General features: G+C 72.4%; 24 protein-coding genes. 14 read left to right on the top strand and 10 right to left on the bottom strand.

The genetic code is table 11. The annotated features are described in order from the left end of the window. Window positions 1–19: 19 nt before the first annotated feature. Window positions 20–1,774 (top strand): NAD+ synthase, encoded by a 1,755-nt coding sequence (locus IAG44_RS28935; RefSeq protein ID WP_187750004.1) that lies wholly within the window; start codon window positions 20–22, stop codon window positions 1,772–1,774. A 963-nt stretch (window positions 1,775–2,737) separates the two neighbouring features. Here the strand turns inward: IAG44_RS28935 and panB are convergent. Further along, a complete protein-coding gene (gene panB / locus IAG44_RS28930; protein ID WP_187750003.1) occupies window positions 2,738–3,604 on the bottom strand; it encodes a 3-methyl-2-oxobutanoate hydroxymethyltransferase in 867 nt (288 codons plus the stop codon). A 193-nt stretch (window positions 3,605–3,797) separates the two neighbouring features. On the opposite strand from panB, the gene IAG44_RS28925 reads away from it, so the two are divergent. From IAG44_RS28925 to IAG44_RS28910, 4 genes are all read left to right on the top strand, one after another. Then, entirely contained in the window at window positions 3,798–5,390 is a 1,593-nt protein-coding gene (locus IAG44_RS28925) for an MFS transporter (protein ID WP_187750002.1), read from the top strand. A gap of 59 nt (window positions 5,391–5,449) precedes the next feature. Continuing rightward, a complete protein-coding gene (locus IAG44_RS28920; RefSeq protein ID WP_187750001.1) occupies window positions 5,450–6,118 on the top strand; it encodes a TetR/AcrR family transcriptional regulator in 669 nt (222 codons plus the stop codon). 189 nt (window positions 6,119–6,307) lie between these two features. After that, entirely contained in the window at window positions 6,308–7,354 is a 1,047-nt protein-coding gene (locus IAG44_RS28915) for an endonuclease/exonuclease/phosphatase family protein (RefSeq protein ID WP_187750000.1), read from the top strand. A 102-nt stretch (window positions 7,355–7,456) separates the two neighbouring features. Then, complete coding sequence (locus IAG44_RS28910) at window positions 7,457–8,677, top strand: MFS transporter (protein WP_187749999.1); 1,221 nt, start codon at window positions 7,457–7,459, stop codon at window positions 8,675–8,677. A gap of 163 nt (window positions 8,678–8,840) precedes the next feature. Here IAG44_RS28910 and IAG44_RS28905 read toward each other — a convergent pair whose 3' ends face one another. Then, window positions 8,841–9,419: a TetR/AcrR family transcriptional regulator gene (locus tag IAG44_RS28905; protein ID WP_187749998.1), complete on the bottom strand. Its 579-nt coding sequence runs from the start codon at window positions 9,417–9,419 to the stop codon at window positions 8,841–8,843. 71 nt (window positions 9,420–9,490) lie between these two features. Between IAG44_RS28905 and IAG44_RS28900 the strand changes: the two genes are divergently transcribed. From IAG44_RS28900 to IAG44_RS28890, 3 genes are all read left to right on the top strand, one after another. Then, the gene (locus IAG44_RS28900) at window positions 9,491–10,081 is read left to right on the top strand and encodes a dihydrofolate reductase family protein (protein WP_187752898.1); all 591 of its coding nucleotides are present in this window, start codon (window positions 9,491–9,493) and stop codon (window positions 10,079–10,081) included. 68 nt (window positions 10,082–10,149) lie between these two features. Continuing rightward, on the top strand, window positions 10,150–11,175 hold the full coding sequence (locus IAG44_RS28895) for an ATP-binding cassette domain-containing protein (protein WP_187749997.1): 1,026 nt from the start codon (window positions 10,150–10,152) through the stop codon (window positions 11,173–11,175). Further along, the gene (locus IAG44_RS28890; RefSeq protein ID WP_187749996.1) at window positions 11,172–11,984 is read left to right on the top strand and encodes an ABC transporter permease; all 813 of its coding nucleotides are present in this window, start codon (window positions 11,172–11,174) and stop codon (window positions 11,982–11,984) included. The genes IAG44_RS28895 and IAG44_RS28890 overlap by 4 nt, the downstream gene beginning before the upstream one ends. Before the next feature lie 13 nt (window positions 11,985–11,997). Here the strand turns inward: IAG44_RS28890 and IAG44_RS28885 are convergent, their stop codons facing one another. After that, window positions 11,998–15,660 (bottom strand): AfsR/SARP family transcriptional regulator, encoded by a 3,663-nt coding sequence (locus tag IAG44_RS28885; protein ID WP_187749995.1) that lies wholly within the window; start codon window positions 15,658–15,660, stop codon window positions 11,998–12,000. Window positions 15,661–15,817: 157 nt separating this feature from the next. On the opposite strand from IAG44_RS28885, the gene IAG44_RS28880 reads away from it, so the two are divergent. Then, window positions 15,818–16,615 carry a site-2 protease family protein gene (locus IAG44_RS28880; protein ID WP_187749994.1) on the top strand — a complete coding sequence of 266 codons (798 nt, stop codon included), beginning with the start codon at window positions 15,818–15,820 and terminating at the stop codon, window positions 16,613–16,615. On the opposite strand, the gene IAG44_RS28875 is transcribed toward IAG44_RS28880, so the two are convergent. After that, the gene (locus IAG44_RS28875; protein WP_187749993.1) at window positions 16,608–17,144 is read right to left on the bottom strand and encodes a hypothetical protein; all 537 of its coding nucleotides are present in this window, start codon (window positions 17,142–17,144) and stop codon (window positions 16,608–16,610) included. The two genes, IAG44_RS28880 and IAG44_RS28875, sit on opposite strands and share 8 nt — an antisense overlap. 131 nt (window positions 17,145–17,275) lie before the next feature. Between IAG44_RS28875 and IAG44_RS28870 the strand changes: the two genes are divergently transcribed. After that, on the top strand, window positions 17,276–18,544 hold the full coding sequence (locus tag IAG44_RS28870; protein ID WP_187749992.1) for a sensor histidine kinase: 1,269 nt from the start codon (window positions 17,276–17,278) through the stop codon (window positions 18,542–18,544). Continuing rightward, on the top strand, window positions 18,532–19,182 hold the full coding sequence (locus IAG44_RS28865) for a response regulator transcription factor (protein WP_187749991.1): 651 nt from the start codon (window positions 18,532–18,534) through the stop codon (window positions 19,180–19,182). Before IAG44_RS28870 ends, IAG44_RS28865 begins: the two co-directional genes overlap by 13 nt. Window positions 19,183–19,248: 66 nt before the next feature. Here IAG44_RS28865 and IAG44_RS28860 read toward each other — a convergent pair whose 3' ends face one another. Both IAG44_RS28860 and npdG read right to left on the bottom strand, forming a co-directional pair. Continuing rightward, window positions 19,249–19,437, bottom strand: a complete 189-nt coding sequence (locus IAG44_RS28860) for a hypothetical protein (RefSeq protein ID WP_187749990.1) — start codon at window positions 19,435–19,437, stop codon at window positions 19,249–19,251. 121 nt (window positions 19,438–19,558) lie between these two features. Further along, window positions 19,559–20,263, bottom strand: coding sequence for an NADPH-dependent F420 reductase (gene npdG, locus IAG44_RS28855; protein ID WP_187749989.1), 705 nt, complete (start codon window positions 20,261–20,263; stop codon window positions 19,559–19,561). A 90-nt stretch (window positions 20,264–20,353) separates the two neighbouring features. On the opposite strand from npdG, the gene IAG44_RS28850 reads away from it, so the two are divergent. Beyond that, the gene (locus IAG44_RS28850) at window positions 20,354–20,953 is read left to right on the top strand and encodes a hypothetical protein (protein ID WP_187749988.1); all 600 of its coding nucleotides are present in this window, start codon (window positions 20,354–20,356) and stop codon (window positions 20,951–20,953) included. A gap of 862 nt (window positions 20,954–21,815) precedes the next feature. Here the strand turns inward: IAG44_RS28850 and IAG44_RS28845 are convergent. After that, window positions 21,816–22,055: a hypothetical protein gene (locus tag IAG44_RS28845; RefSeq protein WP_187749987.1), complete on the bottom strand. Its 240-nt coding sequence runs from the start codon at window positions 22,053–22,055 to the stop codon at window positions 21,816–21,818. Window positions 22,056–22,114: 59 nt separating this feature from the next. On the opposite strand from IAG44_RS28845, the gene map reads away from it, so the two are divergent. Continuing rightward, on the top strand, window positions 22,115–22,972 hold the full coding sequence (gene map / locus IAG44_RS28840) for a type I methionyl aminopeptidase (protein WP_187749986.1): 858 nt from the start codon (window positions 22,115–22,117) through the stop codon (window positions 22,970–22,972). Between the two features lie 142 nt (window positions 22,973–23,114). Then, entirely contained in the window at window positions 23,115–23,762 is a 648-nt protein-coding gene (locus IAG44_RS28835; protein WP_187749985.1) for a biliverdin-producing heme oxygenase, read from the top strand. Window positions 23,763–23,808: 46 nt separating this feature from the next. Here the strand turns inward: IAG44_RS28835 and IAG44_RS28830 are convergent, their stop codons facing one another. From IAG44_RS28830 to IAG44_RS28820, 3 genes are all read right to left on the bottom strand, one after another. Continuing rightward, window positions 23,809–24,108, bottom strand: coding sequence for a hypothetical protein (locus IAG44_RS28830; RefSeq protein WP_187749984.1), 300 nt, complete (start codon window positions 24,106–24,108; stop codon window positions 23,809–23,811). Further along, the gene (locus IAG44_RS28825; RefSeq protein ID WP_187749983.1) at window positions 24,105–24,395 is read right to left on the bottom strand and encodes a DUF6247 family protein; all 291 of its coding nucleotides are present in this window, start codon (window positions 24,393–24,395) and stop codon (window positions 24,105–24,107) included. Before IAG44_RS28825 ends, IAG44_RS28830 begins: the two co-directional genes overlap by 4 nt. 112 nt (window positions 24,396–24,507) lie before the next feature. After that, window positions 24,508–25,152 (bottom strand): PhzF family phenazine biosynthesis protein, encoded by a 645-nt coding sequence (locus IAG44_RS28820; RefSeq protein ID WP_187749982.1) that lies wholly within the window; start codon window positions 25,150–25,152, stop codon window positions 24,508–24,510. Window positions 25,153–25,384 lie beyond the last annotated feature (232 nt).

The following is a 25,384-nucleotide window of genomic DNA, read 5'->3' as shown; positions in this document are numbered from 1 at the left end:
GACGATTACACTGGGCGGCGTGCCTCAACTTCGTCTCGCCCTGAACCAGATCGACTCCCGCGTCGGTGACCTCACCGGGAACGCCGAGGCGGTCCTCCGCTGGACCCGGCACTCCGCCGAGCAGGGGGCGCACCTCGTGGCGTTCCCCGAGATGGTGCTGACCGGCTACCCCGTCGAAGACCTCGCGCTGCGCACCTCGTTCGTCGAGGCGTCCCGCGCGGCGCTGCGCACGCTCGCCGCGCGCCTCGCCGAGGAGGGGTTCGGCGACCTCCCGGTCGTCGTCGGCTACCTCGACCGCTCCGACACGGACCGGCCGCGCTTCGGCCAGCCGGCGGGCGCCCCGCGCAACGCGGGCGCGGTCCTGTACGGGGGTGAGGTGGCCCTGTCGTACGCCAAGCACCACCTCCCCAACTACGGCGTCTTCGACGAGTTCCGCTACTTCGTGCCCGGCGACACGATGCCGGTGATCCGGGTGCGCGGGGTGGACGTCGCGCTCGCGATCTGCGAGGACCTGTGGCAGGACGGCGGCCGGGTGCCGGCGGCGCGGTCCGCCGAGGCGGGGCTGCTGCTGTCCATCAACGCCTCGCCCTACGAGCGCGACAAGGACGACACGCGGCTCGAACTCGTCCGCAAGCGCGCGCAGGAGGCCGGCTGCACGACCGCCTACCTCGCGATGACGGGCGGCCAGGACGAGCTGGTCTTCGACGGCGACTCCATCGTGGTCGACGCGAGCGGCGAGGTCATCGCGCGCGCGCCCCAGTTCTCCGAGGGCTGCGTCGTCCTCGACCTCGACCTGCCGGCGGCATCGGCGGACGCGCCTGTGGGTGGGGTGGACGACGGACTGCGCATCGACCGTGTCGTCCTCACCGAGGAGCCCGTCGCCCCGTACGAGGCGACGATGCACGGCGCGTACGCGGAGCGGCTGGACGACGACGAGGAGGTGTACTCGGCGCTGGTCGTCGGGTTGCGCGCGTACGTCGAGAAGAACGGCTTCAGGTCCGTCCTCATCGGCCTCTCCGGCGGCATCGACTCCGCGCTCGTCGCGGCGATCGCCTGCGACGCGGTCGGCGCGGCCAACGTGTACGGCGTCTCCATGCCGTCCAAGTACTCCTCGGACCACTCCAAGGACGACGCCGCCGAGCTGGCCCGGCGGACCGGGCTCAACTTCCGTACGGTGCCGATCGCGCCGATGTTCGACGCGTACATGGCGTCCACCGAGCTGACCGGGCTCGCCGAGGAGAACCTCCAGTCCCGGCTGCGCGGCACCCTCCTCATGGCCATCTCCAACCAGGAGGGCCACATCGTGCTGGCCCCCGGCAACAAGTCGGAACTGGCGGTGGGGTACTCCACCCTCTACGGCGACTCCGTCGGCGCGTACGGTCCCATCAAGGACGTCTACAAGACCTCGATCTTCCGCCTCGCGGAATGGCGCAACCGCGCGGCGACCGAACGCGGCCAAACTCCCCCGATCCCCGAGAACTCCATCACCAAACCCCCCAGCGCCGAACTCCGCCCCGGCCAGGTCGACACGGACTCCCTCCCCGACTACCCCGTCCTCGACGCCATCCTCGACCTCTACGTCGACCGCGACCAGGGCGCCGACGCCATCATCGCCGCCGGCTACGACCCCGCCCTCGTCACCAAAACCCTCCGCATGGTCGACACCGCCGAGTACAAGCGCCGCCAGTACCCCCCGGGCACCAAAATCTCCGCCAAGGGCTTCGGCAAGGACCGCCGCCTCCCGATCACCAACGGCTGGCGGGAATCGGTGTAACCCCGGCCCCCGCCACGCATGACAGCAGCCCGCCGAAGGGGGACGTTCGGCGGGCTGCTGTGTTGTGCCGGGAGTGGTTCGGGGGCGGTTTGGGAGGCAGCTTGGGGACAGGACCGGGCGGACGGTGCTGAGCCCGGCACTGGCGGAGAGACGGCCGGGGCAGTGCGGGCCATCACCGGGGCGGGCGACACCGGGTGGGCGGCACCGGGCGCCACCGGAACCCGGCCCGGCGAAGGCGACCGGCTCGGCCTGGCGCGACGGCCACCGGCCCGGCCCTGGCCGACGTGACCTGGGCGAACCGACGCTTCGGCGCGCCAGCCGACACGGACGACTCCGCGTGCCACGGACGGGAACCGGCTCGCCCCCGCCCGGCCGGGCACCGCCACGCGCGACGACCGGCCCGGCCAGCGCGACACGGCTGAGCCACCGGCGCGAGCCCGGCACTCCGGCCGCGCGACCCGCTCCGGTACGACGACCACCTTCACACCACCCGGCGCCCGCTCGCGACCGATACCGCCCGACCCGGCTCAGCACCGCGACCGTGGGCCCGACCCAGCTCAGCACCACAGCCAAGGCCCGACCCGGCTCGCCGCAGTGACCTGCGGTAACCCGCTGGACCCGACCAGCAGCGCTGGCCGTCCCGGACCGGTTCAGCGCCTCCGACCACGCCCCCGCCCGGCCGGGCACCGCCACGTACGACGACCAGCCCAGCCCGGCGGCGCCAGCCGGCCCGGCGGCGCAGGCCAGCCCGACACGGCTGAGCCACCGGCGCGGGCCCGGCACTCCGGCCTCGCGACCCGCTCCGGTACGACGACCGCCTTCACACCACCCGATGCCCGCTCGCGACCGGTGCCGCCCGACCCGGCTCAGCACCACAGCCAAGGCCCGGCCCGGCTCGCCGCAGTGACCTGCGGTAACCCGCTGGACCCTGCCAGCAGCGCCGGTCGGCCCCGCCCGGGTCGGTCAGTGGACCGAGTGTTCCGGCTGGGGGAACGTCCCGGCGACCACGTCGTCCGCGTAGGCGCGGGCCGCGTTGGTCATGACCTCGCGGAGGTCGGCGTACTGCTTGACGAACTTGGGGACGCGGCCGGGGGTCAGGCCGAGCATGTCGGTCCAGACCAAAACTTGCGCGTCGGTGTCGGGGCCGGCGCCGATGCCGATGGTGGGGATGTGGAGGGTGCGGGTCACTTCGGCGGCCAGGGCGGCGGGGACCAGTTCGAGGACCACGGCGAAGGCGCCGGCGTCCTGGACGGACTTGGCGTCGCGGAGGAGTTGGGCGGCGGCTTCTTCGCCTCGGCCCTGGACGCGGTAGCCCATGGCGTGGACGGACTGGGGGGTGAGGCCGATGTGGGCCATGACGGGGATGCCGGACTCGACGAGGAGGCGGATCTGGGCGTGGGACCGCTCGCCGCCCTCCAGCTTGACCGCGCCCACGCCGGCCTCCTTGACCAGGCGGGTCGCCGAGCGCAGGGCCTGGACGGGACCTTCCTGGTAGGAGCCGAAGGGGAGGTCGCCGACGATGAGGGGGCGGGTCGTGCCGCGCACGACGGCCGCGGAGAGCATCGTCATCTGGTCGAGCGTGACGGGGACGGTCGTCTCGTAGCCCAGGTGACAGTTGCCCGCCGAGTCGCCGACGAGGATCACGGGGATCCCGGCCTCGTCGAAGACGGACGCGGTCATGGCGTCGTAGGCGGTGAGCATGGGCCACTTCTCGCCGCGCTCCTTGGCGAGGGCGATGTCACGGACCGTGATGCGGCGGGTGCCCTTCCCCCCGTACAGCGCTTTGCTGCCGTCGGAGGGCTTGTTCTGGGCAGCCGAAAGCTGCGTCATGGCAACGGCTCCTTCATGTCATCTCGAAGCGCCCTTACGGCGTCCCCGGATCACTCCCATGGTCGCACTTCGCGCCACCGGGGGCCAGGGCACCCCCGGTCTCCCTCGGGGCCCGCCCCCTACGGGTAAGAGCCGGGTAAATCTTTACGATACGGATCGGTACCGTATCGGAATTCGGCCTACGCTCGACGGCATGACCACTCCCACCGCACCGCCGCAACCCCACGTACCGGAAGCCGTGCACCGAAGGCGCTGGGCGATCCTCGGCGTCCTCATGCTGAGCCTGCTGATCGTCGTGCTGGACAACTCGATCCTGAACGTCGCCATCAAGACCATCTCGACCCCGGCCCCGGTCGGACTCGGCGCGACGCAGAGCGAGTTGGAGTGGGCGATCAACGCCTACACCCTCGTCTTCGCCGGACTCCTGTTCTCCGCCGGGCTGTTGGGCGACCGGCTCGGCCGCAAGAGGGTGCTCCTCGGCGGCCTCGCGGTGTTCGGCATCGGCTCCGCGCTCGCCGCCGAGTCCGGCTCCCCCGCCCAACTCATCGCGTTCCGCGCGGTGATGGCGCTGGGCGCGGCGTTCGTGATGCCCGCGACACTGGCCGTCCTCATGAACGTCTTCGAGCGCGAGGAGCAGCCCAAGGCGATCGGGATCTGGGCCGGCGGGGTCGGTCTCGCGATCGCCATCGGGCCGATCACGGGCGGGGTGCTGCTGGACCACTTCTGGTGGGGCTCGGTGTTCCTGATCAACGTGCCGATCGTACTCGTCGCGGTGGCGCTGATGATCTGGCTGGTCCCCGACTCCCGCGACCCGAACCCGGGCCGGATCGATCCCGTAGGGGTCGTGCTGTCGGTCGTCGGACTGGTCCTTCTGGTGTACGGGATCATCAAGGGTGGCGAGCTGGCGGACTTCACCGATCCGACGGTGCTGGTGACGATCGTCGGGGGGCTCGCGGTGCTGACCGCCTTCGTGGTGCACGAGAAGCGCAGCGACCACCCGTCGATCGACATCGCGTACTTCGGGAACAAGGTGTTCTCGGCGGCCATCGCGGCCATCGCGCTCGTCTTCTTCGCGCTGATGGGCGTGACGTTCTTCTCGGTGTTCTACACGCAGAGCGTGCGCGGCTACTCCCCGCTGGAGACGGGCCTGCTGATGCTGCCGCTGGCCGCCGCGCAGATGGTCTTCGCGCCGCGCGCCCGGCTGGTCGTCGAGCGGTTCGGCAACAAGGCGACGACGACCGGCGGGCTCGTCGTGATCGCGGGGACGCTGGTGGCGTTCGCCACGTTCGACCGGGACACGCCGATCTGGCTCCTGGAGGTCGTGTTCTTCCTCATGGGCGCCGGCATGGCCCACATCATGACCCCGACGTCCGTCGTCATCATGCAGGCCCTCCCCCGCGAGAAGGCGGGCTCCGCGTCGGCGATCAGCAACACCTTCCGCCAGGTCGGCGGCGCGCTCGGCATCGCCGTCCTCGGCTCGGTCCTCTCGACGTCCTACCGCGACGGCATCGAGGGCCATCTCGGCGCGGTTCCCGGCCCGTTGCGCGAGACGGCGGGCGAGTCCATCGAGGCGACGCTCGCGGTGGCGTCCAAACTCGGGCCACGCGGACGGGAGTTGGTGGACCCTGCCAACGACGCGTTCCTGCACGCGATGCACGTGACGGCCCTGTGGGGAGCGGGAGTCGCGGCGATCGGCGCGATCATCGTCGCCCTGTTCCTGCCGGGAAAGCCGCAGCCGGACCCGGAAGGCGAGCGACACGAGGGCGAGTTGACGAGGAACGGCTGAGCCGGACCCGTCCCCGTGCCCTCCCCCACGCCCTCCCCCGCATGAACGAAGATCGACGGATGACGACTGACACGGACCAAGCCCCCCCACCTCGCGGGCGACCCCGCAGTGAAGCGGTCGAGCGGGCCATCATCGACGGCACGATGAAGCTCCTGGAGGACGGCGTCTCCATCGCCGAGCTGTCCATCGAGCGCATCGCCCGCACCGCCGGCGTCGGCAAGGCGGCGATCTACCGCCGCTGGACCAACAAGGAGGAACTGCTGGTCGACGTGATCCGGACGACGGAGCCGGCGGACCCCCCGCTCCCCGGCACGTCGATGCGTGACGACCTGGTGGCCCTGCTGGAGGCGCTGCGCAGGAGGGGGCTGGCGAACCGGTCCTCGGCGCTCCTCTACAGCGTGCACGCGCAGATGAAGAGCAGTCCGAAACTGTGGGCGTTCTACCACGGCGTCGTCATCGAGCCCCGGCGCCGGCTGGCCCTCGACGTGCTGCGCCGGGGCCAGCGTGACGGCGACCTGCGCGCCGATCTCGACCTGGACCTGCTCAACGACCTGTTCGTCGGCCCCCTGCTGGTCCGCGCGATCCTGCGCCCCGACGCGGACCTCCCGGAGGGTTTGCCGGAGCACGTCGTGGACACTCTGCTCGAAGGGCTACGACCCGTCAGCTCACCGGAGAAAAAGCCGGAAAGCGACCCGCACACAGCGACACGTCCGGCCGGGCCCCGATGAGAATTCGGAATGTCCGCATTCCGTCACAGACCCCGCCCCGAACAGCGGGAACGGAACTCCCGGCGCCCCCGCCCTCGTCCAAGTCTCCATACGGTCGTCATGGGACGGCGGGATCGGAGCCGAACATCCCCTAGGGTCATACACACGGGGGACGGACGGTGTGCACGGCAGGCAGTGAGGCGACACGGTATGGCGCAGCAGGCGTACTTGACGGAGACGGCGGACGGCGGGCCTGGGCCCGAACGTCGGGGAAACCGGATCCGGCGCCTGGCGAGCCGCTTCACCTCGGGGTGGCGCGGGGACCGGCGGATCTGGCGCCGGGGCATCATCCTCGCGGTGGTCGCGGTGATCCTCGCGGGCGTCATGGCGTTCCACTCCCACATCCCCAACCGGTACGGCAACCTCGGCAGCCTCACGGAGACGTTCCTGCCCTGGCTCGGGGTGTTCGTGCCGGTGCTGCTGGTGCTGGCGCTGGTGCGCAGGTCGGCGACGGCGCTGATCGCCGCCGTCCTGCCGGTCGCGGTGTGGCTGAACCTCTTCGGCGGGCTCGTGCTCGACCGCGGCAGCGCGGGCGGTGACCTGACGGTCGCCACGCACAACGTCAACGCGGACAACGCGGACCCGGCGGGCACGGCGCGGGACGTCGCGGCGGCGGGGGCGGACGTCCTGGCGCTTGAGGAGTTGAAGGCGTCGGCGGTGTCGACGTACACGAAGGCGCTCGCGCCGACGTACCGGTACCACGCGGTGCAGGGCACGGTGGGGCTGTGGAGCAAGTATCCGATCAGTCAAGTGTCCGCCGTGGACATCAAGTTGGGGTGGACGCGGGCGATGCGGGCGACGGTGGCCACGCCCGAGGGCGAGGTCGCGTTCTTCGTCGCGCACCTGCCGTCCGTGCGGGTCAAGCTGGAGGCCGGGTTCACGGCGCGGCAGCGGGACAAGAGCGCCGACGCGCTCGGGGAGGCGATCTCCGACGAGCGGCTGCCGCGCAAGATCCTGCTGGGGGATCTCAACGGGACCATGAACGACCGGTCGCTCAACGCGGTGACGTCCCAGATGCGGTCCACGCAGGGGGCCTCGGGCAACGGGTTCGGGTTCAGCTGGCCGGCGTCGTTCCCGATGGCCCGGATCGACCAGATCATGGTGCAGGGGGTGGAGCCGGTGTCGTCGTGGACGCTGCCGAAGACGCCGAGTGATCATCTGCCGGTGGCGGCGCGGGTGGATCTGACGAAGGAATAGCGAGCTCGGGGGCTTTGTTTCTTAGGCGAACAAAGTAGCGGTACGATGAACGTACCGCTCCCGTGCGCCTCCCCGCCCCCCCTTCGCAAAGGTTGCCCCGTCATGCCCCTCGCCCTGCTCGCCCTCGCCATCGGCGCGTTCGGCATCGGCACCACCGAGTTCGTGATGATGGGCCTGCTGCCCGACGTCGCCGACGACCTCGGCGTCTCCGTCCCCAGCGCCGGTCACCTGGTCTCCGCGTACGCGCTCGGCGTCGTCATCGGCGCTCCGCTGCTCGCGGCGGTCACCTCGCGGATGTCGCGCCGCGCGGTGCTGATCGGGCTCATGGTCCTCTTCGTCGCCGGCAACGCGCTGTCCGCGTTCGCGCCGGGGTACGACTCGCTGCTCGTCGCGCGGTTCCTCAGCGGGCTGCCGCACGGGGCGTTCTTCGGCGTCGGCGCCGTCGTCGCGACGAACCTCGTCGCGCCCGAGCGCAAGGCCCGTTCCGTGTCGCTGATGTTCCTGGGGCTCACCATCGCGAACGTCGCCGGGGTGCCCGTCGCCACGCTCGTCGGGCAGCACCTCGGCTGGCGGGCCACGTTCCTCGGGGTCAGCGTGATCGGGCTCGCGGCGATCGCGTCGCTCGCGGTGCTCATCCCCCACGACCGTCAGCGGCCGACCGCCGGGGGCGGGCTGCGGGGTGAGCTCGCCGCGCTCAGGTCCCTCCCCGTCTGGCTCGCCCTCGGAACGACCGTCGCCGGGTTCGGGGCGCTGTTCTCCGCGTACAGCTATGTCACGCCGATGCTGACGGACTCCGCCGGGTTCGCCGAGGCCAGTGTGACGCTGCTGCTGGCGCTGTTCGGGGTCGGGGCGACGGTGGGGAACCTGGTGGGCGGACGGCTCGCGGACCACTCCCTGCGCAAGACCCTCTTCGGCGGGATGGCCTCGCTGGCCGCCGTCCTCGCTCTCTTCCCGGTGCTGATGTCGGCCCAGTGGAGTGCGGCGCTCGCGGTGACGCTGCTCGGGGTCGCCGCGTTCGTCACCGGCTCGCCGCTCCAGCTGATGGTCATGGAGAAGGCGGCCACGGCACCCTCCCTCGCCTCCTCCGCCAACCAGGCCGCCTTCAACCTCGCGAATGCCGGCGGCGCTTGGATCGGGGGTCTCACCCTCGCCGCGGGCTTCGGGGTCACGTCGCCGGCGGTCTCGGGGGCGATGCTGGCGGTGCTGGGGCTGGGGGTTGCCGGGGTCGCGTATGTGGTGGATGTGCGGCGGGGGTCTTCGGTCGGGCGCGAGCGGATCGTGGCTGGGCATGTGCCGGAGCGGGTGGAGGCTGTGCAGCACTGAGGCCGGGTGCGGGTTCGTCGTGGCTGATCGCGCCCGCGCGGCGGAGCCGCAAATCGATACAGCCCCGCGCCCCTAAAGCACACGAGTCGCCCGGCGTGTGGCAGGCGCACGCACCTCGCCCAACGCTCCAGCGATCAACGGCCCCCGCTCCCCGCGCCCGCCCCTACTCCTCCCTCACGATCCGCTCCACCGCCGCCGTCACCAACTCCTCCCTCTCCTCCTCGCTGAACACGTCCGGCAGTGTGAGCTGTTCGACGATCAGCCAGTTGAGGGTGAGTATCAGGAGCTTGACGGCCATCGCGTCGCCGGGGAGGCCGGAGGCTTCGTGGTAGGCGATGTTCGCTTCGACGTCCGCGCGGACGCGGTCCGTCAAGAGGGCGCGGAGAGCCGGGCGGCGGGTTGATTCGAGGCGGAGTTCCAGGAGGGCGAGGTAGCCCGTGCGGAACGAGGAGACCCGGGTGACGAGTTCACGCATGAGGGCGGCGTACGTCTCGCGGTCGCGGGACGCCTCGCGTTGGCGCGCGATCGTCGCCTCGTCCGGCTGGAGGCGTTCGTAGACGCGGGCGCCGGACTGGGTGAGGAGGTCGTCGCGGTTGAGGAAGTAGTTGGAGGTCGTGCCAGGGGGTACGGCGGCCTCCTTGTCGACCGCGCGGAAAGTGAGCCCGCGGGCGCCGTCGCGCGCGAGGACTTCCAGCGCGGCGTCCGTGAGGGCCACGCGGCGTTCGTCGTTCCGTCTCGCCATTGACACCACTCCAGGTGTAGTACTACTTTCATATCACTACGGTCAGAGTACTACGGGTGGAGTTGATCAAGTTGCGCAAGCTCTCCTACTACGTCGGTATCTCCCTCGACGGCCGCATCGCGGGCCCCGGCGGCGAGTACGACTTCTACCCCTTCGGCGACGCCGAGCAGGCCGCCGCGTACACGGCGGGGACGACCACGCTGTACCCCGACACCGTCCCGACGGCGATGCGCGCGGCGGTCGGCCTCACGGACACCCCCAACCGGAAGTACGACACGGTCGTGATGGGCCTCGGCACCTACCGCCCGGCGCTGGACGAGGGCATCACGAACCCGTACGCCCACCTGCGCCAGTACGTCGTGTCGAGCAGCCTCGACCCGGCGGCGTACCCGGACGTCACCGTCGTCCCCGGCGAACCCCTGGCACTCGTGCGGGAGTTGAAGCAGGAGGACGGCGAACTGGACATCTGGCTGTGCGGCGGCGGCAAGCTCGCGGGCCAACTCCTGCCGGAGCTGGACGAGTTGATCGTCAAGAGCTATCCGGTGGTCGCCGGGGCCGGCATCCCGGCGTTCGACGGGGAGTTCGACCCGACGGTGTTCGAGGCGGCCGAGCGGACGGCGTTCACGAACGGTGTGACGCTGACCCGTTACACCCGCCGATAGCCTCGCCGACAGCCCCCTGTCGGTCGTCTGTCGGTGCTTTGTCAGTGCCCCCTGTCAGTGTGGAGGGCATGAAGCGAACCGACATCAACCCCAGCGGCGGGGGAAGCGCCGTCACCGTGCGGGGGCTGGTCAAGCACTACGGCGAGACCAGGGCGCTGGACGGGGTCGATCTGGAGGTGCGCGAGGGGACCGTGATGGGGGTGCTCGGGCCGAACGGCGCCGGGAAGACCACCCTGGTCAGGATCCTCTCGACGCTGCTGCGGCCCGACGCGGGCGAGGCCGCCGTCGCCGGGTACGACGTGCTGCGCCAGCCCCGGCAACTGCGCCGGGTGATCGGTCTGACCGGCCAGTACGCGTCCGTGGACGAGAAGCTGCCGGGCTGGGAGAACCTTTACATGATCGGCCGGCTGCTCGACCTGTCCCGCAAGGACGCTCGCGCGAGGGCCGACGAGCTGCTGGAGCGTTTCTCGCTGACGGAGGCCGCGAAGCGCCCCGCGAAGACGTACTCCGGCGGTATGCGCCGCCGCCTCGACCTGGCCGCGTCGATGATCGGCCGGCCCGACGTCCTGTTCCTCGACGAGCCGACGACCGGCCTCGACCCGCGCACCCGCAACGAGGTGTGGGACGAGGTGAAGCGGATGGTCGGCGACGGCGTCACCGTCCTGCTCACCACCCAGTACATGGAGGAGGCCGAGCAGTTGGCGTCCGAGCTGACCGTCGTCGACCGGGGGAAGGTCGTCGCGGAGGGCCAGGTGGACGAGCTGAAGGCGAAGGTCGGCGGCCGGACCCTGCGCGTGAAGCCCCTGGACCGGGCGGAGTTGACGCCGCTCGCGCGGATGCTCGACGACCTCGGCATCACCGGTCTCGCCCAGACGACCGTCGACGCCGGCTCCGGCACGCTGCTCGTCCCGGTGCTCAGCGACGAACAACTCACCGCCGTGGTGGGCGCGGTGACCGCGCGTGGCATCACCATCTCCGCCATCTCCACCGAACTTCCCAGCCTGGACGAGGTGTTCCTCTCGCTCACCGGCCACCGCGCCAGTGCCGTCGAGGACAGCACGCCCGCCGAGACCCGCGAGGAGGTCGCCGTATGAGCGCCGCCACCACCGTTCAACTCACCGACGACCGCATCCCGTTGCGCTCGCACCTGCGGCACACGGGCGCGCTGGTCCGCCGCAACCTGCTGTGGATCCGCCAGGACCCGGAGTCGATGGCCGACGCGCTGCTGATGCCGGTCATCTTCACGCTGTTGTTCGTGTACGTCTTCGGCGGCTCGATCGGGCAGGCGCTGGGCGGCGGTCAGGACCAGTACGTGCAGTACGTCATCCCGGGCATGATCGCGATGATGTCGATGACGCTGTCGCAGGGCGTCGGCACCGGCTTCAGCCAGGACTTCAACTCCGGTGTCATGGACCGGTTCCGCTCGCTGCCGATCGGCCGGGGCTCGGTGCTCTTCGCGAAGATCGCGGTGGAGGTCGTGCGGATGCTGTTCGCGACGGCCGTCCTGATGATCGTCGCGGTCCTGGTCGGCTTCGACATCACCAGTTGGGGCGGGCTGCTGGCGGCGGTGGGCCTGGCGACCGTGTTCGCGTCGTCGATCATGTGGGTGTTCCTCACCCTGGGCGTGATCATGAAGAACGCCCAGTCGGTGCAGGCGATGGGCTTCCTGGTGCTGTTCCCGCTCCAGTTCGGCTCGTCGATCTTCACCCCGACCGCGTCGATGCCGGGCTGGCTCCAGACGTTCACCGACTACAACCCGCTCTCCACCCTCGCCGACGCGGCGCGCGGACTGATGGTGGGCGGCCCGGTCGCGCACGACCTGTGGGTCACACTCGGCTGGTCGGCGGCGATCACCGCGGTGATGGCGCCGGTCGCGATCCACAAGTTCCGCACCAAGACCTGACGGTGACGCCGGGTCAGATCAGGGCGACGGCCTCCTCGTAACCGAGGCCGGCGCCCTGCGCGTACGCCGTCTCGTACGCGGCGTCGCCGAGCAGTTCGCGCGCCCGTGTCTCGGCCTCGCCGCGCTGCATGCGTTCGGCGCGCATCGCGATGTGGCCGGGCGGCAGCATGGCGTCGCTGACGGCCAGGCAGCGGGCGGCGTCGGCGGCGCGCGCCAGATCCCCGGAGCCGGCCAGCACGAACGCGGCCGTGCACAGGTACAGGGCCCGCATGTGCGGGGCGATGACCATCGACAGCGGCGCCCCGGAGGCGGTCAGGGCCCGGCGGACGGCCGCCAGCGCGGAGTCGAACAGGCCGTCGCAGGCGTCCAGCCAGGCTTCGAGGCCGTCGATGAACGCCTCGAAGACCATGAACTGGGCCAGCGCGAACTCCTCGCGCAGCTCCCGGAGTTGGTCGCGTGCCTCGGTGCGGCGGCCGGTCTCGCCGAGCCAGGCGGCGAGGAAGAGGCGGGCGGCGGGCCTGGCCTCGTTCAGATAGCCCTCGGCCTCGGTGATGGCCTCGCGCAGGATGGCCTCGCCCTCCGCGCGCCCGGCCGGGTCGCCCTCCAGCAGGACATTGGCGTAGCGCACCCGCAGGATCGTCAACTGGGCGCGGGCGCCCATGCGTTCGGCGTGGACCATGGCCTCGCGGTAGTCGGCGGCGGCCTGGTCGTGCCGGCCGAGCCGTTCGTACGCCTCCGCGCGGGCGGACAGCGCCTCGGCGGCGCCCCAGGAGTCGCCGAGGCGGCGGAAGACGTCCAGGGCCTCGGCGGCGTCGCGGGCGCCGTCGCCGGCCCAGTCGCTGCGGTTGGCGAGGAAGTTGCCGCGCAACTGGAGACAGAACGCCAAGTCCCATTCCAGGGAGGGATGTTCACGGCAGATGCGGATGTTGTCGTCGAGGACGTCCCGCACCATCGCCATGTCGCCGCTCAGCATCACGGCGTAGAACGCGTGCAGGCCCGGTATCCAGCACAGTTGGGGCAGCCCCGGGCGGTAGGTGTCCTTGATGAGCCGGAGCCTGCGTTCCGCCTCCGGGGTCTGCCACATCTCCAACTCGGTGTCCATGTAGGCGAGATGGGTGAGATGGGCGCCGCGTCTGGCCTCGGCCAGGAACTCGCCGGTGAACGGCGGCGGCAGGGCGGTGACGCGCTGCCACACCGGCTGCGCGGGGACCGGTTCGGGGCCCGCGAAGGGGTCGGGGGCCAGCTCCATGACCGCCTTGAACCAGTTCCGGGCCTCGATGCGCATATCACGCATCTGCCAGTACCACAGCAGGGAGTGGGCCAGGCTCAGCGCCTCCTGCTCGTCGGGCGCGTCGACCGCCCTGCGCAGCGCCGTGCGCAGGTTCTCGTACTCCGTCTGGAAGCGCTGGATCGCCTCGACCTGGCGCGGGCCGCGCAGCAACGGCTCGTTGGTGCGGGCGAGTTCGCGGTAGTACGTCAGGTGCGCGCGCTCGGCGTCGGCGCGCCGGCCGGACTCGGTGAGGCGTTCGCCCGCGTACTCGGCGACGGTCTCCAGGAGGCGGTAGCGCATCGCGCCGTCGGCCGAGGGGGCGGCCACGACGAGGGACTTGTCGACCAGGGAGGCGAGCGCGTCCAGGGCCACGGGGCCGCAGACCGCCTCGGCGGCGGGCAGGTCGCAGCCGCCCGCGAAGACCGACAGCCGGCCCAGGACGTCCCGCTCGGGCTCGTCCAGCAGGTCCCAGGACCAGTCGACGACGGCTCTGAGCGTCTGCTGTCGGGGCAGGACCGTGCGGCTGCCCGAGGTCAGCAGGCGGAACCTGTCGTCGAGGCGGTCCGCTATCTGACGGGGCGTCAGTATGCGTAGTCGGGCCGCCGCCAGTTCGATCGCGAGGGGGAGGCCGTCCAGTCTGCGGCAGATCTCGGCGCAGGCCGCCGGGTCGTCGGCGGTGCGGAAACCCGGGCGGGCCGCCGCGCCCCGGTCGGCGAGCAGGCGCAACGCGACCGGTTCCGGGAGGGGTTCGACCGGGCGCAGCAGCTCGCCGGGCACGCCCAGGGGTTCGCGGCTCGTCGCGAGGATCGTCAACTCCGGGCAGTGGGCGAGCAGTTCCTCCGCGAGGTGGGCCGCCGCCGCGACGACGTGCTCGCAGTTGTCCAGGATGATCAGCATGCGGCGCCGTGCGCAGTGGTCGATCAGGCGCTCCACCGGGTCGTCGTGCCGCTCCCCCACCGCCCGGAACTCCTCCGCGCCGGCCCCGTACAGCACCGTCTCCCGCGCGCCGACCGCCGTCACCACGGCCTGCGCGACGGCGGCCGGGTCGGAGACGGGGGCGAGTTCGGCCAGCCACACTCCGTCGCGGGCGTCGACCGTCTCGGCGGCCTCCTGCGAGAGCCGGGTCTTCCCCGCGCCGCCGGGACCGAGGAGGGTGACCAGACGGGCGGTCGCCAGGTCACCCCGGATGGCCTCGATGTCGGCCTCGCGGCCCACGAAGGAGGTGAGCCGGGCACGGAGGTTGCCGGGCGGGGGTGGGGTCGGGGTCGGGGACTGCGGGGTGCTGCGGGCGGAAGCGGGGGCTGAGGCTGGGGTGGGGCGGTGGTAGGAGGGGGTGTACGGGGCCGACTCCGGGGCGGCCTCCGGGCCGGGCTCGGCGCCGGGCTGTCGCTGGGGGTACGGGGTGTACGGGTCGTACGGGGCCGGCTCCGGGGCGGGCTCGGCGCCGGGCCGCCGCTGGGAGTACGGGGTGTACGGGTCGTACGGGGGCGTCTCGGGGTGCGGTGAAGGCGCCGGGTGGCCGGAGGTGCCGGGATACCTGAGAGGTACGGGACGGCCCAGGGCGTCGGGGTGGGCCGGGTGACCGGAGTGGGGCCCGGGGGTTCGCGCGTCATGGCCGGCGGGGGCCTGTCCGTGCGGGGCGGACGGGCGCTCCACCGACGGACGTTCCACCGGCGTCGGGGTCAGCAACTCCAGGTGCAGGGCGCGGAGTTCGGCGCCGGGATCGGTGCCGAGGCGGTCCGCGAGGGTGTGGCGGACCTCGTCGTACGCGGCCAGTGCCTCGGCGGTGCGGCCGGCGTCGCGCAGGGCGCGCAGGCGCAGGGCCTGGAGGGGTTCGTCGAGGGGGTGGCTGTCGCACAGGGCGGTGAGTTCCGGGAGGACCTGCTCCGCGTGGCCGAGGGCGAGCGCCGCGGCGTGGCGGGCGCGGACGGCGTCCAGACGGCGCATCTCCCAGCGGGCGGCCTCCGCCGAGCGGTCCGGGAGGTCGGCGAGGGCGGGGCCGCGCCACAGGGCGAGGGCGTCGTCGAGGAGGACGGCCGCCTTCGCGGGGTCGCCGTCGGCGAGGGCGCGGGTGCCGTCGGCGGTGAGGCGTTCGAAGCGGTACAGGTCGACGTCGTCGACGCCGACGGCGAGCCGGTAGCCGCCGGCCACGGAGACGATGGCGTCCGCGCCCAGCGTCCGGCGCAGCCGGCCCACCAGCGCCTGCAACGCGCCCTGCGCGTCCGCCGGGGGCTCCCCCGCCGCCCACACCTCCTCCACCAGCGACCCCACGGACACCGTCCGCCCCGCCCTCACCACCAGCACCGTCAACAACGCGCGCAACCGCGCCCCACCCACCGCGAGCGCGGTGCCGTCGGGACGTAGTACCTGAGTTGGACCGAGGACGCAGTAACGCACGGGTTCCATTGTCCTAGGGGACGCCCCCGACGCGCCTCCGGGTTTCGGATCTCCCGGATCCGGCGGCCCCGCCCCCTTCAGGAACCCCGTCCACCTGCGGACCGTTTGTCACACATCACCTGTACGGTCTACCCGTACCTCTCGCCCTAGCCAGGAGCCCGACCCCATGACCAGCACGACCTCGCGTCACAGTGATCGGCGGATCAGCCCGGTGTTTCTGGGGATCGTGGCGGTCACGGGGGTCACGGGGTGGGCGACGTGGACGGGGTTCGCGGAGAACCCCGGGGTGGCGGTGTTCCTGTTCGTGACCGCCGCGTGGGTCGTGTCGCTGTGTCTGCACGAGTACGCGCACGCCCGGACGGCACTGCACGGCGGGGACATCACGGTGGGGGCGAAGGGGTACCTGACGCTGAACCCGCTGAAGTACACGCACGCGCTGCTGAGCATCGTGCTGCCGGTGGTGTTCGTGATCATGGGCGGGATCGGGCTGCCCGGTGGAGCCGTGTTCATCGAGCGGAACCGGATCCGGGGGCGCTGGCGGCACAGCCTGATCTCGGCGGCGGGCCCGCTGACCAACGTCCTCTTCGCCGTCGTCTGCACCGCGCCCTTCTGGCTGGACGCCCTCGACGGCGTCCCCGCCGACTTCCGGTTCGCGCTCGCGTTCCTCGCGCTGCTCCAGGTGACGGCCGCGATCCTGAACTTCCTGCCGGTGCCGGGGCTCGACGGGTACGGCGTGATCGAGCCGTGGCTGCCGTACAGCGTGAAGCGCCAGGTCGAGCCGTTCGCCCCGTTCGGCCTGCTGTTCGTGTTCGCGGTGCTGTGGGTGCCGGCCGTCAACCACGCCTTCTTCGACGTGATCGACGCGGTCCTGCGCGGCCTGGGCATCGACGACTTCTCGACGTACTGCGGACAGGAGCTGTACCGCTTCTGGCAGGGCGACAGCGAGTTCTGCTCGGTCAACTAGGGCTCTTCTCCAGCGCCCGCACCGCGAGCCACCCGCACAGCCCGGCGAGCGGCAGTTCCACACCCACCGCCATCGCCACCGCCGTCGCGAAGTCACCGCCCGCGGCGGCGGTCGTCGTGTCGAACCAGGCGTCGACGACCAGCAGCGTCCCGGTCGCGGCGGCCGTCAGCACCTGCCACAGGTGCCCGCGCGCCGCGAGGATCCCGGTGGCGATCAGGCCCGCCGCCTCCAGCGCGTCGAGCCCCACCCAGGCGAGCGGCCAGTGCGCCGCCGTCGCGGTGGCGGGCAGCTCAGTCGCCAGGACGTACAGCCAGGGCAGCAGGACGAGACCGCAGCCGACCAGCAGCCACCCGGCCCGGCACCCCCGGACGGCCGTCCGCGCACCAGCCCCGACGCCAGTGGCCGGGGCGTCCCGCCACGTCCAGTCCTCCCCGTACAGCGCGATGACCTCCGCGCCCTCGAACTCCCCCGTGTCCGCGGCCAGTTGTCGCATGCCCTGGTTCCCCTCTCCCTCGGTGTCGCCCTTCATGACCCCAGCCTCGGCCGCGCCCCACCCCCCGTCAGTCACCCGCGTACCCGACCTGAGGTGCAGAAAAGTGCACCCGCTCCCGGGGGCCGGCGTCATGGTCCGGCCGCCGGACGCCGTCCTAGGGTTCGGGCATGCAGATCGAGACGGGCCCCTTGCGGCGGCCGTTCGCCGGCGCGGGCCGCGCGACCGTGTTCCACTGCGCCGGCGTCGCGGTCCAGGCCGGCGTCGTGCTGGTCCTGGCGGCGCCGTGGATCTACTTCGTGCCGACCGCGCTGTGGGCGGTGGCCGTGGCCGCCGTGGTGCCGGCGGCCGGCGTGGTGCTCGCCGGGCCGCTGCTGACGAGGGTGCAGCGGGCCCGGTTCCGCGACCGGCTCGGCGTGCGCGTGCCGGCGCCGGTGGGCCTGGCGGAGCGCCCCGGCCCGCGCGGGCTGCGGCGCTGGCTGGGCTCGGCCCCGGGCCGCCGTCAACTGCGCTACCACCTGCTCGCCGCCCCGCTGTGCGCGCTCGGCGGGCTGCTGGTGGCGGCGCTGTGGGCGGCGGGGGCCGCGTCCGCCACGGTGTACGTGTGGCTGTGGGTGACGCCGTGGCAGTGGTGGGTGCACGACGCGGGCTACACGGCGGAGGCGGCGTACGTCACCGTCGCGGGCGCCGCCCTGCTGTACGCGGCGGCCTGGCTGGCGAAGGCGCTGGCCCGGCGGGACGCCCGCGCCGCGCGGGCGCTGCTCGGGCCGAGCCGGGAGGAGGAGCTGACGCGGCGGGTCGCGGACCTCGCGGAGAGCCGGGCCGCCGTGGTCGACGCGGCGGACGCCGAGCGACGGCGGATCGAGCGGGACCTGCACGACGGGGTGCAGCAGCGGCTCGTCGCGCTCGCCGTCAACCTCGGCCTGGCCAGGGCCACGCTGGGCGAGCTGCCGGCGGACGTCCGGACGGTGCTCGACGAGGCGCACCGGGAGGCGAAGGAGGCGATCGCCGAGCTGAACGACCTGGTACGGGGCCTGCATCCGGCGGTCCTGGAGGACCGGGGGCTCGACGCCGCGCTCTCCGGCGTCGCCGCCCGGCTGCCGGTGCCGGTGCGGCTGGCGGTGCGGCTGGCGCGGCGTCCCTCGCCGACGGTCGAGGCGGTCGCCTACTTCGTCGTCTCCGAGGCGCTGACGAACGTCGTCAAGCACGCGCGGGCGTCGAGGGCGGAGGTGACGGTCGAGGAGCGGGCGGGGACACTGGTGGTCGCCGTCTCGGACGACGGAGTGGGCGGGGCGGACGCCTCGGGGGGCTCGGGGGGTTCGGGTACCGGGCTCGCGGGGCTGGCCAAGCGCGTCGCGTCCGTCGACGGCGTGTTCTCCTGCCGGAGTCCCGTCGGGGGCCCGACCGTCGTGACCGTGGAGCTGCCGTGCGTGCCGTGATCGCCGAGGATTCCGTCCTGCTGCGGATCGGGGTGGTCAAGGTGCTGGAGGCGGCCGGGTTCGAGGTGTGCGCGGAGACGGCCGACGCGCACGGGCTGCTGGCGGCGGTCGAGGAGCACCGGCCGGACCTCGCGGTGATCGACGTCCGGATGCCGCCCGGCTTCACCGACGAGGGGGTGCGGGCCGCGCTCGTGATCCGCCGGCAGTGGCCGGACACCGCCGTGCTGCTGCTGTCGCAGTACGTGGAGGAGCGGTACGCGGCCGATCTCCTCGCCTCGCACACGTCCGGCGTCGGCTACCTGCTCAAGGAGCGGATCGCCGACGTCGAGGAGTTCGCGCAGTCGGCGCGGCGGGTGGCGGGCGGGGGGACCGCGCTGGATCCGCAGGTCGTCGCGCAGTTGCTGGTGCGCCGGCACCGCGATCCCCTCGACCGGTTGACGCCGCGCGAGCGGGAGGTGCTTGAGCTGATGGCGGGCGGGCGGTCCAACGCCGGGATCGCGGCGGAGCTGGTCGTCAGCGACAGCGCGGTCGCCAAGCACATCAACAGCATCTTCACGAAACTGGATCTGCCGCGGGCGGAGGCCGATCATCGCCGGGTGCTGGCGGTGTTGCGGTTGCTCGGGGTGACGGGGGGGTAACCGGCGAGGGTTGACCAACGGGGGTTAACCGGCGAGGGGTAATCCGTGGGGGTTAGCCGGCGGGGGTTAGCCGGCGTTCGGCTTCTGGCCGGCCGTCGCCTTGCCCCTGCGGTAGTAGTACCAGGTCATGTTCGACGACAGGCCCGCGAGCAGCACCCACACGATGCCCAGGAAGCTGCCCTGGACGAACGAGACGACGGCCGCGGCCACGGAGAGCAGGCAGACGGCGAGGGCGTAGAGGGCCAGGCGGGGCATCGGAACGGACTCCTGTCGGGGAAGACTCGGGGTACCCACTAGGGGGCGGCACGGGGACACCGGGCGCGCGTCGTCCAGTGTCCCCCATCCGTCTCCTCCCCCGTCCGTCTCCCCCGTCCGCTCAGATGTCGGTGACCCGCAGCCCCGCGTGCGCCTTGTAGCGGCGGTTGACGGAGATCAGGTTCGCCACCAGCGACTCGACCTGGTGCGCGTTGCGCAGCCGGCCCGCGAAGACGCCCCGCATGCCGGGGATGCGGCCGGCCAGCGCCTGCACGATCTCGACGTCGGCCCGCGCCTCGCCCAGCACCATGACGTCCGTGTCGATCTCGTCGATCTCCGGGTCCTGGAGGAGGACGGCGGACAGGTGGTGGAACGCGGCGGTGACCCGGGAGTCCGGCAGCAGCGCGGCGGCCTGCTCGGCGGCGCTGCCCTCCTCCGGCTTCAGCGCGTACGCGCCCTTCTTGTCGAAGCCGAGCGGGTTGACGCAGTCCACGACCAGCTTGCCGGCGAGTTCCGTGCGCAGGGACTCCAGGGTCTTGCCGTGGCCGTCCCACGGGACCGCGACGATGACGACGTCGCTGCGGCGGGCGGTCTCCGCGTTGTCCGCGCCCTTGACGCCGTGGCCCAGTTCGGCCGCCGCCTCCTGCGCGCGGTCCGCCGCACGGGAGCCGATGATCACCTTCTGGCCGGCCTTCGCGAGCCGGTACGCGAGCCCCTTGCCCTGCGGGCCCGTCCCGCCCAGCACGCCGACGATCAGGCCGGAGACGTCGGGGAGGTCCCAGGGGTCCTTGGGGGCGGGCTTGTCTGCACTGTCCGTAGAGGTCATGGGCTCGACCTTACGTCGGCGCCCCTCGGACGGGTGAATACCCGTAGTACCCGGGACCTGCCCCCGCCCGCTCCGGCAGGATGCGCGGCCATGGACGCCGTACGAGTCGCCTTGCTGCGTGAAGTGCTCGCCGGGACCGAGTGGTTGAGTACGACCCGGAGGTTCGCCCAGGTACTACGGGGGTCGGTCGTGACGCACGGGGGCGGGCTGCTCCTCGTCGGCACGCCGGAGTACGAGCCGTGGCACCTCGCCGCGCACCTCGTCGACGAGGCCGCGTGGTCCGGCACGCCCGAACTGGCGCCCACCCTCGTCCGCCACGACGCCCGGCCCTCCGACCCCGCCCACCTCGCGGTCGGGCTCGGCCGGATCGAGAGTGCCAGCCGCGGCGAAACCTTGCTGGTCGTCGCCCCTACAGAACCCGAGCCCCTGCTCGAACGCGTCCACAGCGCCCGTCGGTCCGGGGCCACCGTCCTCGCCCTCGGTTCCGGCGGGGGCGAGCTGGGCGCGATGGCCCACGAAACCCTGGACGTCCCCGAAGGCCGCGAGCTCGACCTCGACACCGTCCAACACCTCATCAGTGCCGGCGCCGGCGAACGAGCGGCCACACCGGGAAGGCCCCGAGGCCGATTCCGGGACCGGCTGTCACGCATCGCGGAGACGTTGACGGCTGGGGCACCGGGGGCTTGGTGAGGGGGCGGGGCTGGGGGCTGGGTGCCGGGGGCGGGGTTGCCGAGGCTCGCTGCCGGGGGCCCGGTGCCGGGGCAGGTTGCCGAGGGCTCGGCGCCGGAGGCGAGGTTGCCGGGGTGGAGTGCCGGGGCGGGGTGTCGGGGGCAAGGTTGCCGAGGCTCGCCGCCCGGGGCTTGGTTCCGGGGCAAGCTGCCAGGGGCCCGGCGCCGGAGGCGAGGTTGCCGGAGAGGGCGATGCCCGGGGTGGAGCGTCGAGGCCGAGTTGCCCAGGGGGTGGCGTAGCGGCTCAGGGTGCCCGAGGTGGGAGTGCCGGGGGCGGCTGCCCAGGGGGGAGTGTCCGAGGCGGGGGTGCCGAGGCTCGGTGTCGGGGGCCCGGTGCGGTGTGTGGGCGCCCGCGTGGTGTGGGGTGCGGGGGCGGCGGGAGCGGGGAGGTGGGGCGGGTCTGCGAGACGGCCGGGGTCGGCTGTGGGCGGGCGTGTCCGGGCCGGGTGGTGCCGGGCCGCGAACCACGCCCGTGATCCGGCTGGTCAGCCAGACCGGCAGGCCGGCGGCAGCCGCGTCGGCGCCGGGCGGAGCCGACCGCCCGCACGGGCTGGCCGCTCGGGGGATGTGAAGGGGCGGTGCCGAGGCGGGCGGAGGCTGCGGGCGTCGTGGCCGTCCGGTGCCGCCGTGGGGGCCGTGTGGGTTTCGGGGCCGTAGGGGGTTGCCGTGAGCGGTGGTGGCCGGCTTCACCGGGGTCGGCTGCGGGCGGCGCGGTCGGGCCGGTGGTGCCGGGGCGGGTGGGTCTGCCGCCGGGCCCGCGGGCACCTCGTCGGCCGGGGCCGGGCGCCTCACGGCCGTCCGTCATGCCGTGGGCCGTCGCCCGGTCAGCCGTTGGTGTCGGTGGGGTCGGCCGTGGTGGGGCCGTCGTTCCACCTGGTGTCGGTTTCCCATTCGAGGTTGCGTTCGCGGGCGGTCTGCATGGCGTGTTCGGCTTCTTTGCGGGTGGGGTAGGGGCCGAAGCGGTTCTTGCCGGGGCAGTCGGGGCCTTCTTCGACTGTGCGGTGTTCGAGGCAGTAGAACCATTCGCCGGGCTTGCCGGTCGGGCGCTTCTTGAAGAGGGCCATGGGAGGGCTCCTTTCGACAGGGACATGGTGCCCCACGGGCGATCGTTAGACTCGGGGGCATGTCTGGCCAGTCGCTGCTCGTACCAGGGGAGCTGTCTCCCACCCGCACGGTTCCCGGAAACATCCGGCGCCCCGAGTACGTCGGCAAGCCCGCGCCGACGCCGTACACCGGCCCGGAGGTGCAGACGCCGGAGACCGTGGAGGCGATGCGCGTCGCGGGCCGGATCGCCGCGCGGGCGATGGAGGAGGCGGCGAAGCACATCGCGCCGGGCGTGACGACGGACCTGCTGGACAAGGTGGCGCACGACTACATGTGCGACCACGGCGCCTATCCGTCGACGCTCGGCTACCGCGGCTTCCCCAAGTCCCTGTGCACCAGCGTCAACGAGGTCATCTGCCACGGCATCCCGGACTCGACGGTCCTGAAGGACGGCGACATCGTCAACCTGGACGTCACCGCGTACATCGGCGGCGTGCACGGGGACAACAACGCGACGTACCTGGTCGGCGACGTCGACGAGGAGTCGCGGCTGCTGGTGGAGCGCACGCGCGAGTCGCTGAACCGCGCCATCAAGGCCGTCCGTCCGGGCCGGCAGATCAACATCATCGGCCGGGTCATCGAGTCGTACGCGAAGCGCTTCGGGTACGGCGTGGTCCGGGACTTCACCGGGCACGGCATCAACTCGTCGTTCCACTCGGGCCTGATCATCCCGCACTACGACAGCCCGCACGCGACGACCGTCATCCAGCCCGGCATGACGTTCACGATCGAGCCGATGCTGACGCTGGGGACGCACGAGTACGACATGTGGGACGACGGCTGGACGGTCGTCACGAAGGACCGCAGGCGGACGGCGCAGTTCGAGCACACGCTGGTGGTGACGGAGACCGGCGCGGAGATCCTGACGCTGCCGTAAGCGCCCTCCGTAGGCGCCCTCCGTAGGCACCCTCTTCCGGACCCGGCTTCTTCGGAGGCCGGGTCTTTTTCTCGCCCTCTTTCCCGACATCCTGTCGGTAAACCTATTGACCCAGGTAAGGCTTACCTAACAAAATACGGGCATGGACTCCTTCTCGACCGTCATCCGCACCGCGTCCCACGAGGCGCACGTAGAGGCCGAGACCTCGACCTTCATGGCCGACATGCTCGGCGGACGCCTCGGCGTCGACGCGTACGCGCGCTACACCGAGCAGCTGTGGTTCGTGTACGAGGCGCTGGAGGCCGGCGCCCAGCGGCTGGCCGGCGATCCCGTCGCGGGGCCCTTCGTGCGGCCGGAGCTGTTCCGGCTCGGCGCGCTGGAGCGGGACCTCGCGCACCTGCGGGGGCCCGGCTGGCGGGCGGGGCTGTCCGCGCTGCCCGCGACCCGGGCGTACGCGGAGCGCGTCCGCGAGTGCGCCGAGGAGTGGCCCGCGGGGTATGTCGCCCACCACTACACCCGCTACCTCGGCGATCTCTCCGGCGGGCAGATCATCCGCGACAGGGCCGAGCGGACCTGGGGGTTCGAGAAGAAGGGCGACGGCGTCCGGTTCTACGTCTTCGAGGGCATCGGGAATCCCGCCGCCTTCAAGCGGGGGTACCGGGAGCTGCTGGACGCGGTCCACGCCGACGAGCTGGAGAAGCAGCGGATCGTGGGCGAGTGCAAGCGCGCGTTCGCGCTGAACACGGGGGTGTTCCGGGGGTTGGGGGAGGAGTTCGCGGTGAGCGCGTGAGGGGTGGGGGCGCGGGGTGCGCGGACGGCGGGGGTGACGGCGGGGGTCAGAACCAGGGTTCGTCGGCGGGGTCGTCGGGGGTGACGCTTATGATCACGACCGCCGCGGGGGGCGGGTCCGGCAGGTACACGTACGCCACCGCCAGCCCCGGCATCCCCTCGCGGGGTTCGAGCTTGGTCTTGTAGACCTCCTGACGCCCGCCAGCCCCGACATGCCGCAGGACGCCGAGCCTCGGGGCCGTCTCCAGCTCCTTCAGCAACTCCTCGACCGCCTGGCGGGCGACCGGGCCGAGCTGTTCCAGACGCAGGGCCGCCACGTCCGACAGGACGGCTACCACATGGCTCAACCCAGCTCGCCCTTCTTGATCTTCGCCGCGATCTCAAGGCCCTCCTGGAGGGCGTCGTCGAACCCCGGGTCCGAGTACAGCCGGATCCGGCCCCGGTAGTCGACGATCACTTCGGCGACCTTGCCGAGGTCGGCGGCCGTGGAGGCGTCCAGGGCGCGGGCGAGGTCGAGTTCGAAGTCCTCCTTGTCACCGGGGAATCCCCGGCCCTCCCTCAGGGCGGCCCGGATGTCGGCCACGGTCCTGAGCGGGGGAAGTGTCGTGGGTGTCTCGGAGTGCTGCGCACTCATGGGCTCTCCTCACTCCCGGCGGGCGGTCACCCCCAGTATCCCGCCGTTTCCCCGCTCACGGACCGGTTCCTCGCTTGTCACATCGTCCGACTTCGGCTCACCGCTCTTCGGCTCACCGTTCCAGGAAGACCCGCCCCCCGACCTCCACCCACCCGTACGGCTGCGGCGCCGTCAGGATCTGGGAGCCGGCGCCCTGGGTGATGTTCAGCGCGCGGCCCAGCTGGTCGGTGAGGAGGATCGCGGCCGCACCGGTCGCCTCGTCCTCGTCGATGCCGTCGCCGCGGCCGGGGAAGGCACGTGCGCGGACGCGGCCCGCCGCCTCGTCCAGCCACGCCCACGCGTAGATCCACTCCCCCGGCGGGGGTATCGGCAGGTCGTCGACCTCGGCGGCGCTGCCGTAGCGGCGCAGGGTCCTCGGCGGGGCCCACTCCGCCCGCGCCTCGACCCAGCTGAACTCGCCGTCCAGCCGCGCGCCGACCAGCCCGGCCGGGGTCACCAGCTCCGGGACGTCCAGGAGCCAGGCCGTGCCGACGCAGGGGTGGCCGGCGAAAGGGAGCCGGGTCGTGGGCGTGTAGATGTCGATCACCCCGCGCTCGGGGTCGTCCACGAACACGGTCTCGCTGAAGCCGAGTTTGGCCGCCAGCTCCTGCCGTTCCGCACGCTCGGGCACCCGCGAGCCGTCGCGGACCACACCGAGTTCGTTGCCATACCCTCCGCCGGGGGCGCAGAAGACGCGGAGGACGTCGTAATCAGTCACCCGGGAATTGAAACACCGCCCGAGCGGCTTCCCGATCCCAGGTGGCGACTCCACCGGGGAGGGGCCAGGCGCGGGTGGGGGCGGGGTCGTAGGGGAGGGCGGCGAGGGTGTCGGCGAGACGAGCGTCCAACCCTGGGTTTCGCCCCAACTGCCCCTCTCCTCCCGCTTCATGACCCTCCGTCAACTCTGCCGCCTCCTTCCGCCAGTCCTCCTCGTCCGGGACCCTCACCAG

The organism is Streptomyces roseirectus (assembly GCF_014489635.1).
Lineage (GTDB): Bacteria > Actinomycetota > Actinomycetes > Streptomycetales > Streptomycetaceae > Streptomyces > Streptomyces roseirectus.
Note: the sequence above shows the minus strand (reverse complement) of the source record. Positions and strands in the feature narration are given on the sequence as shown.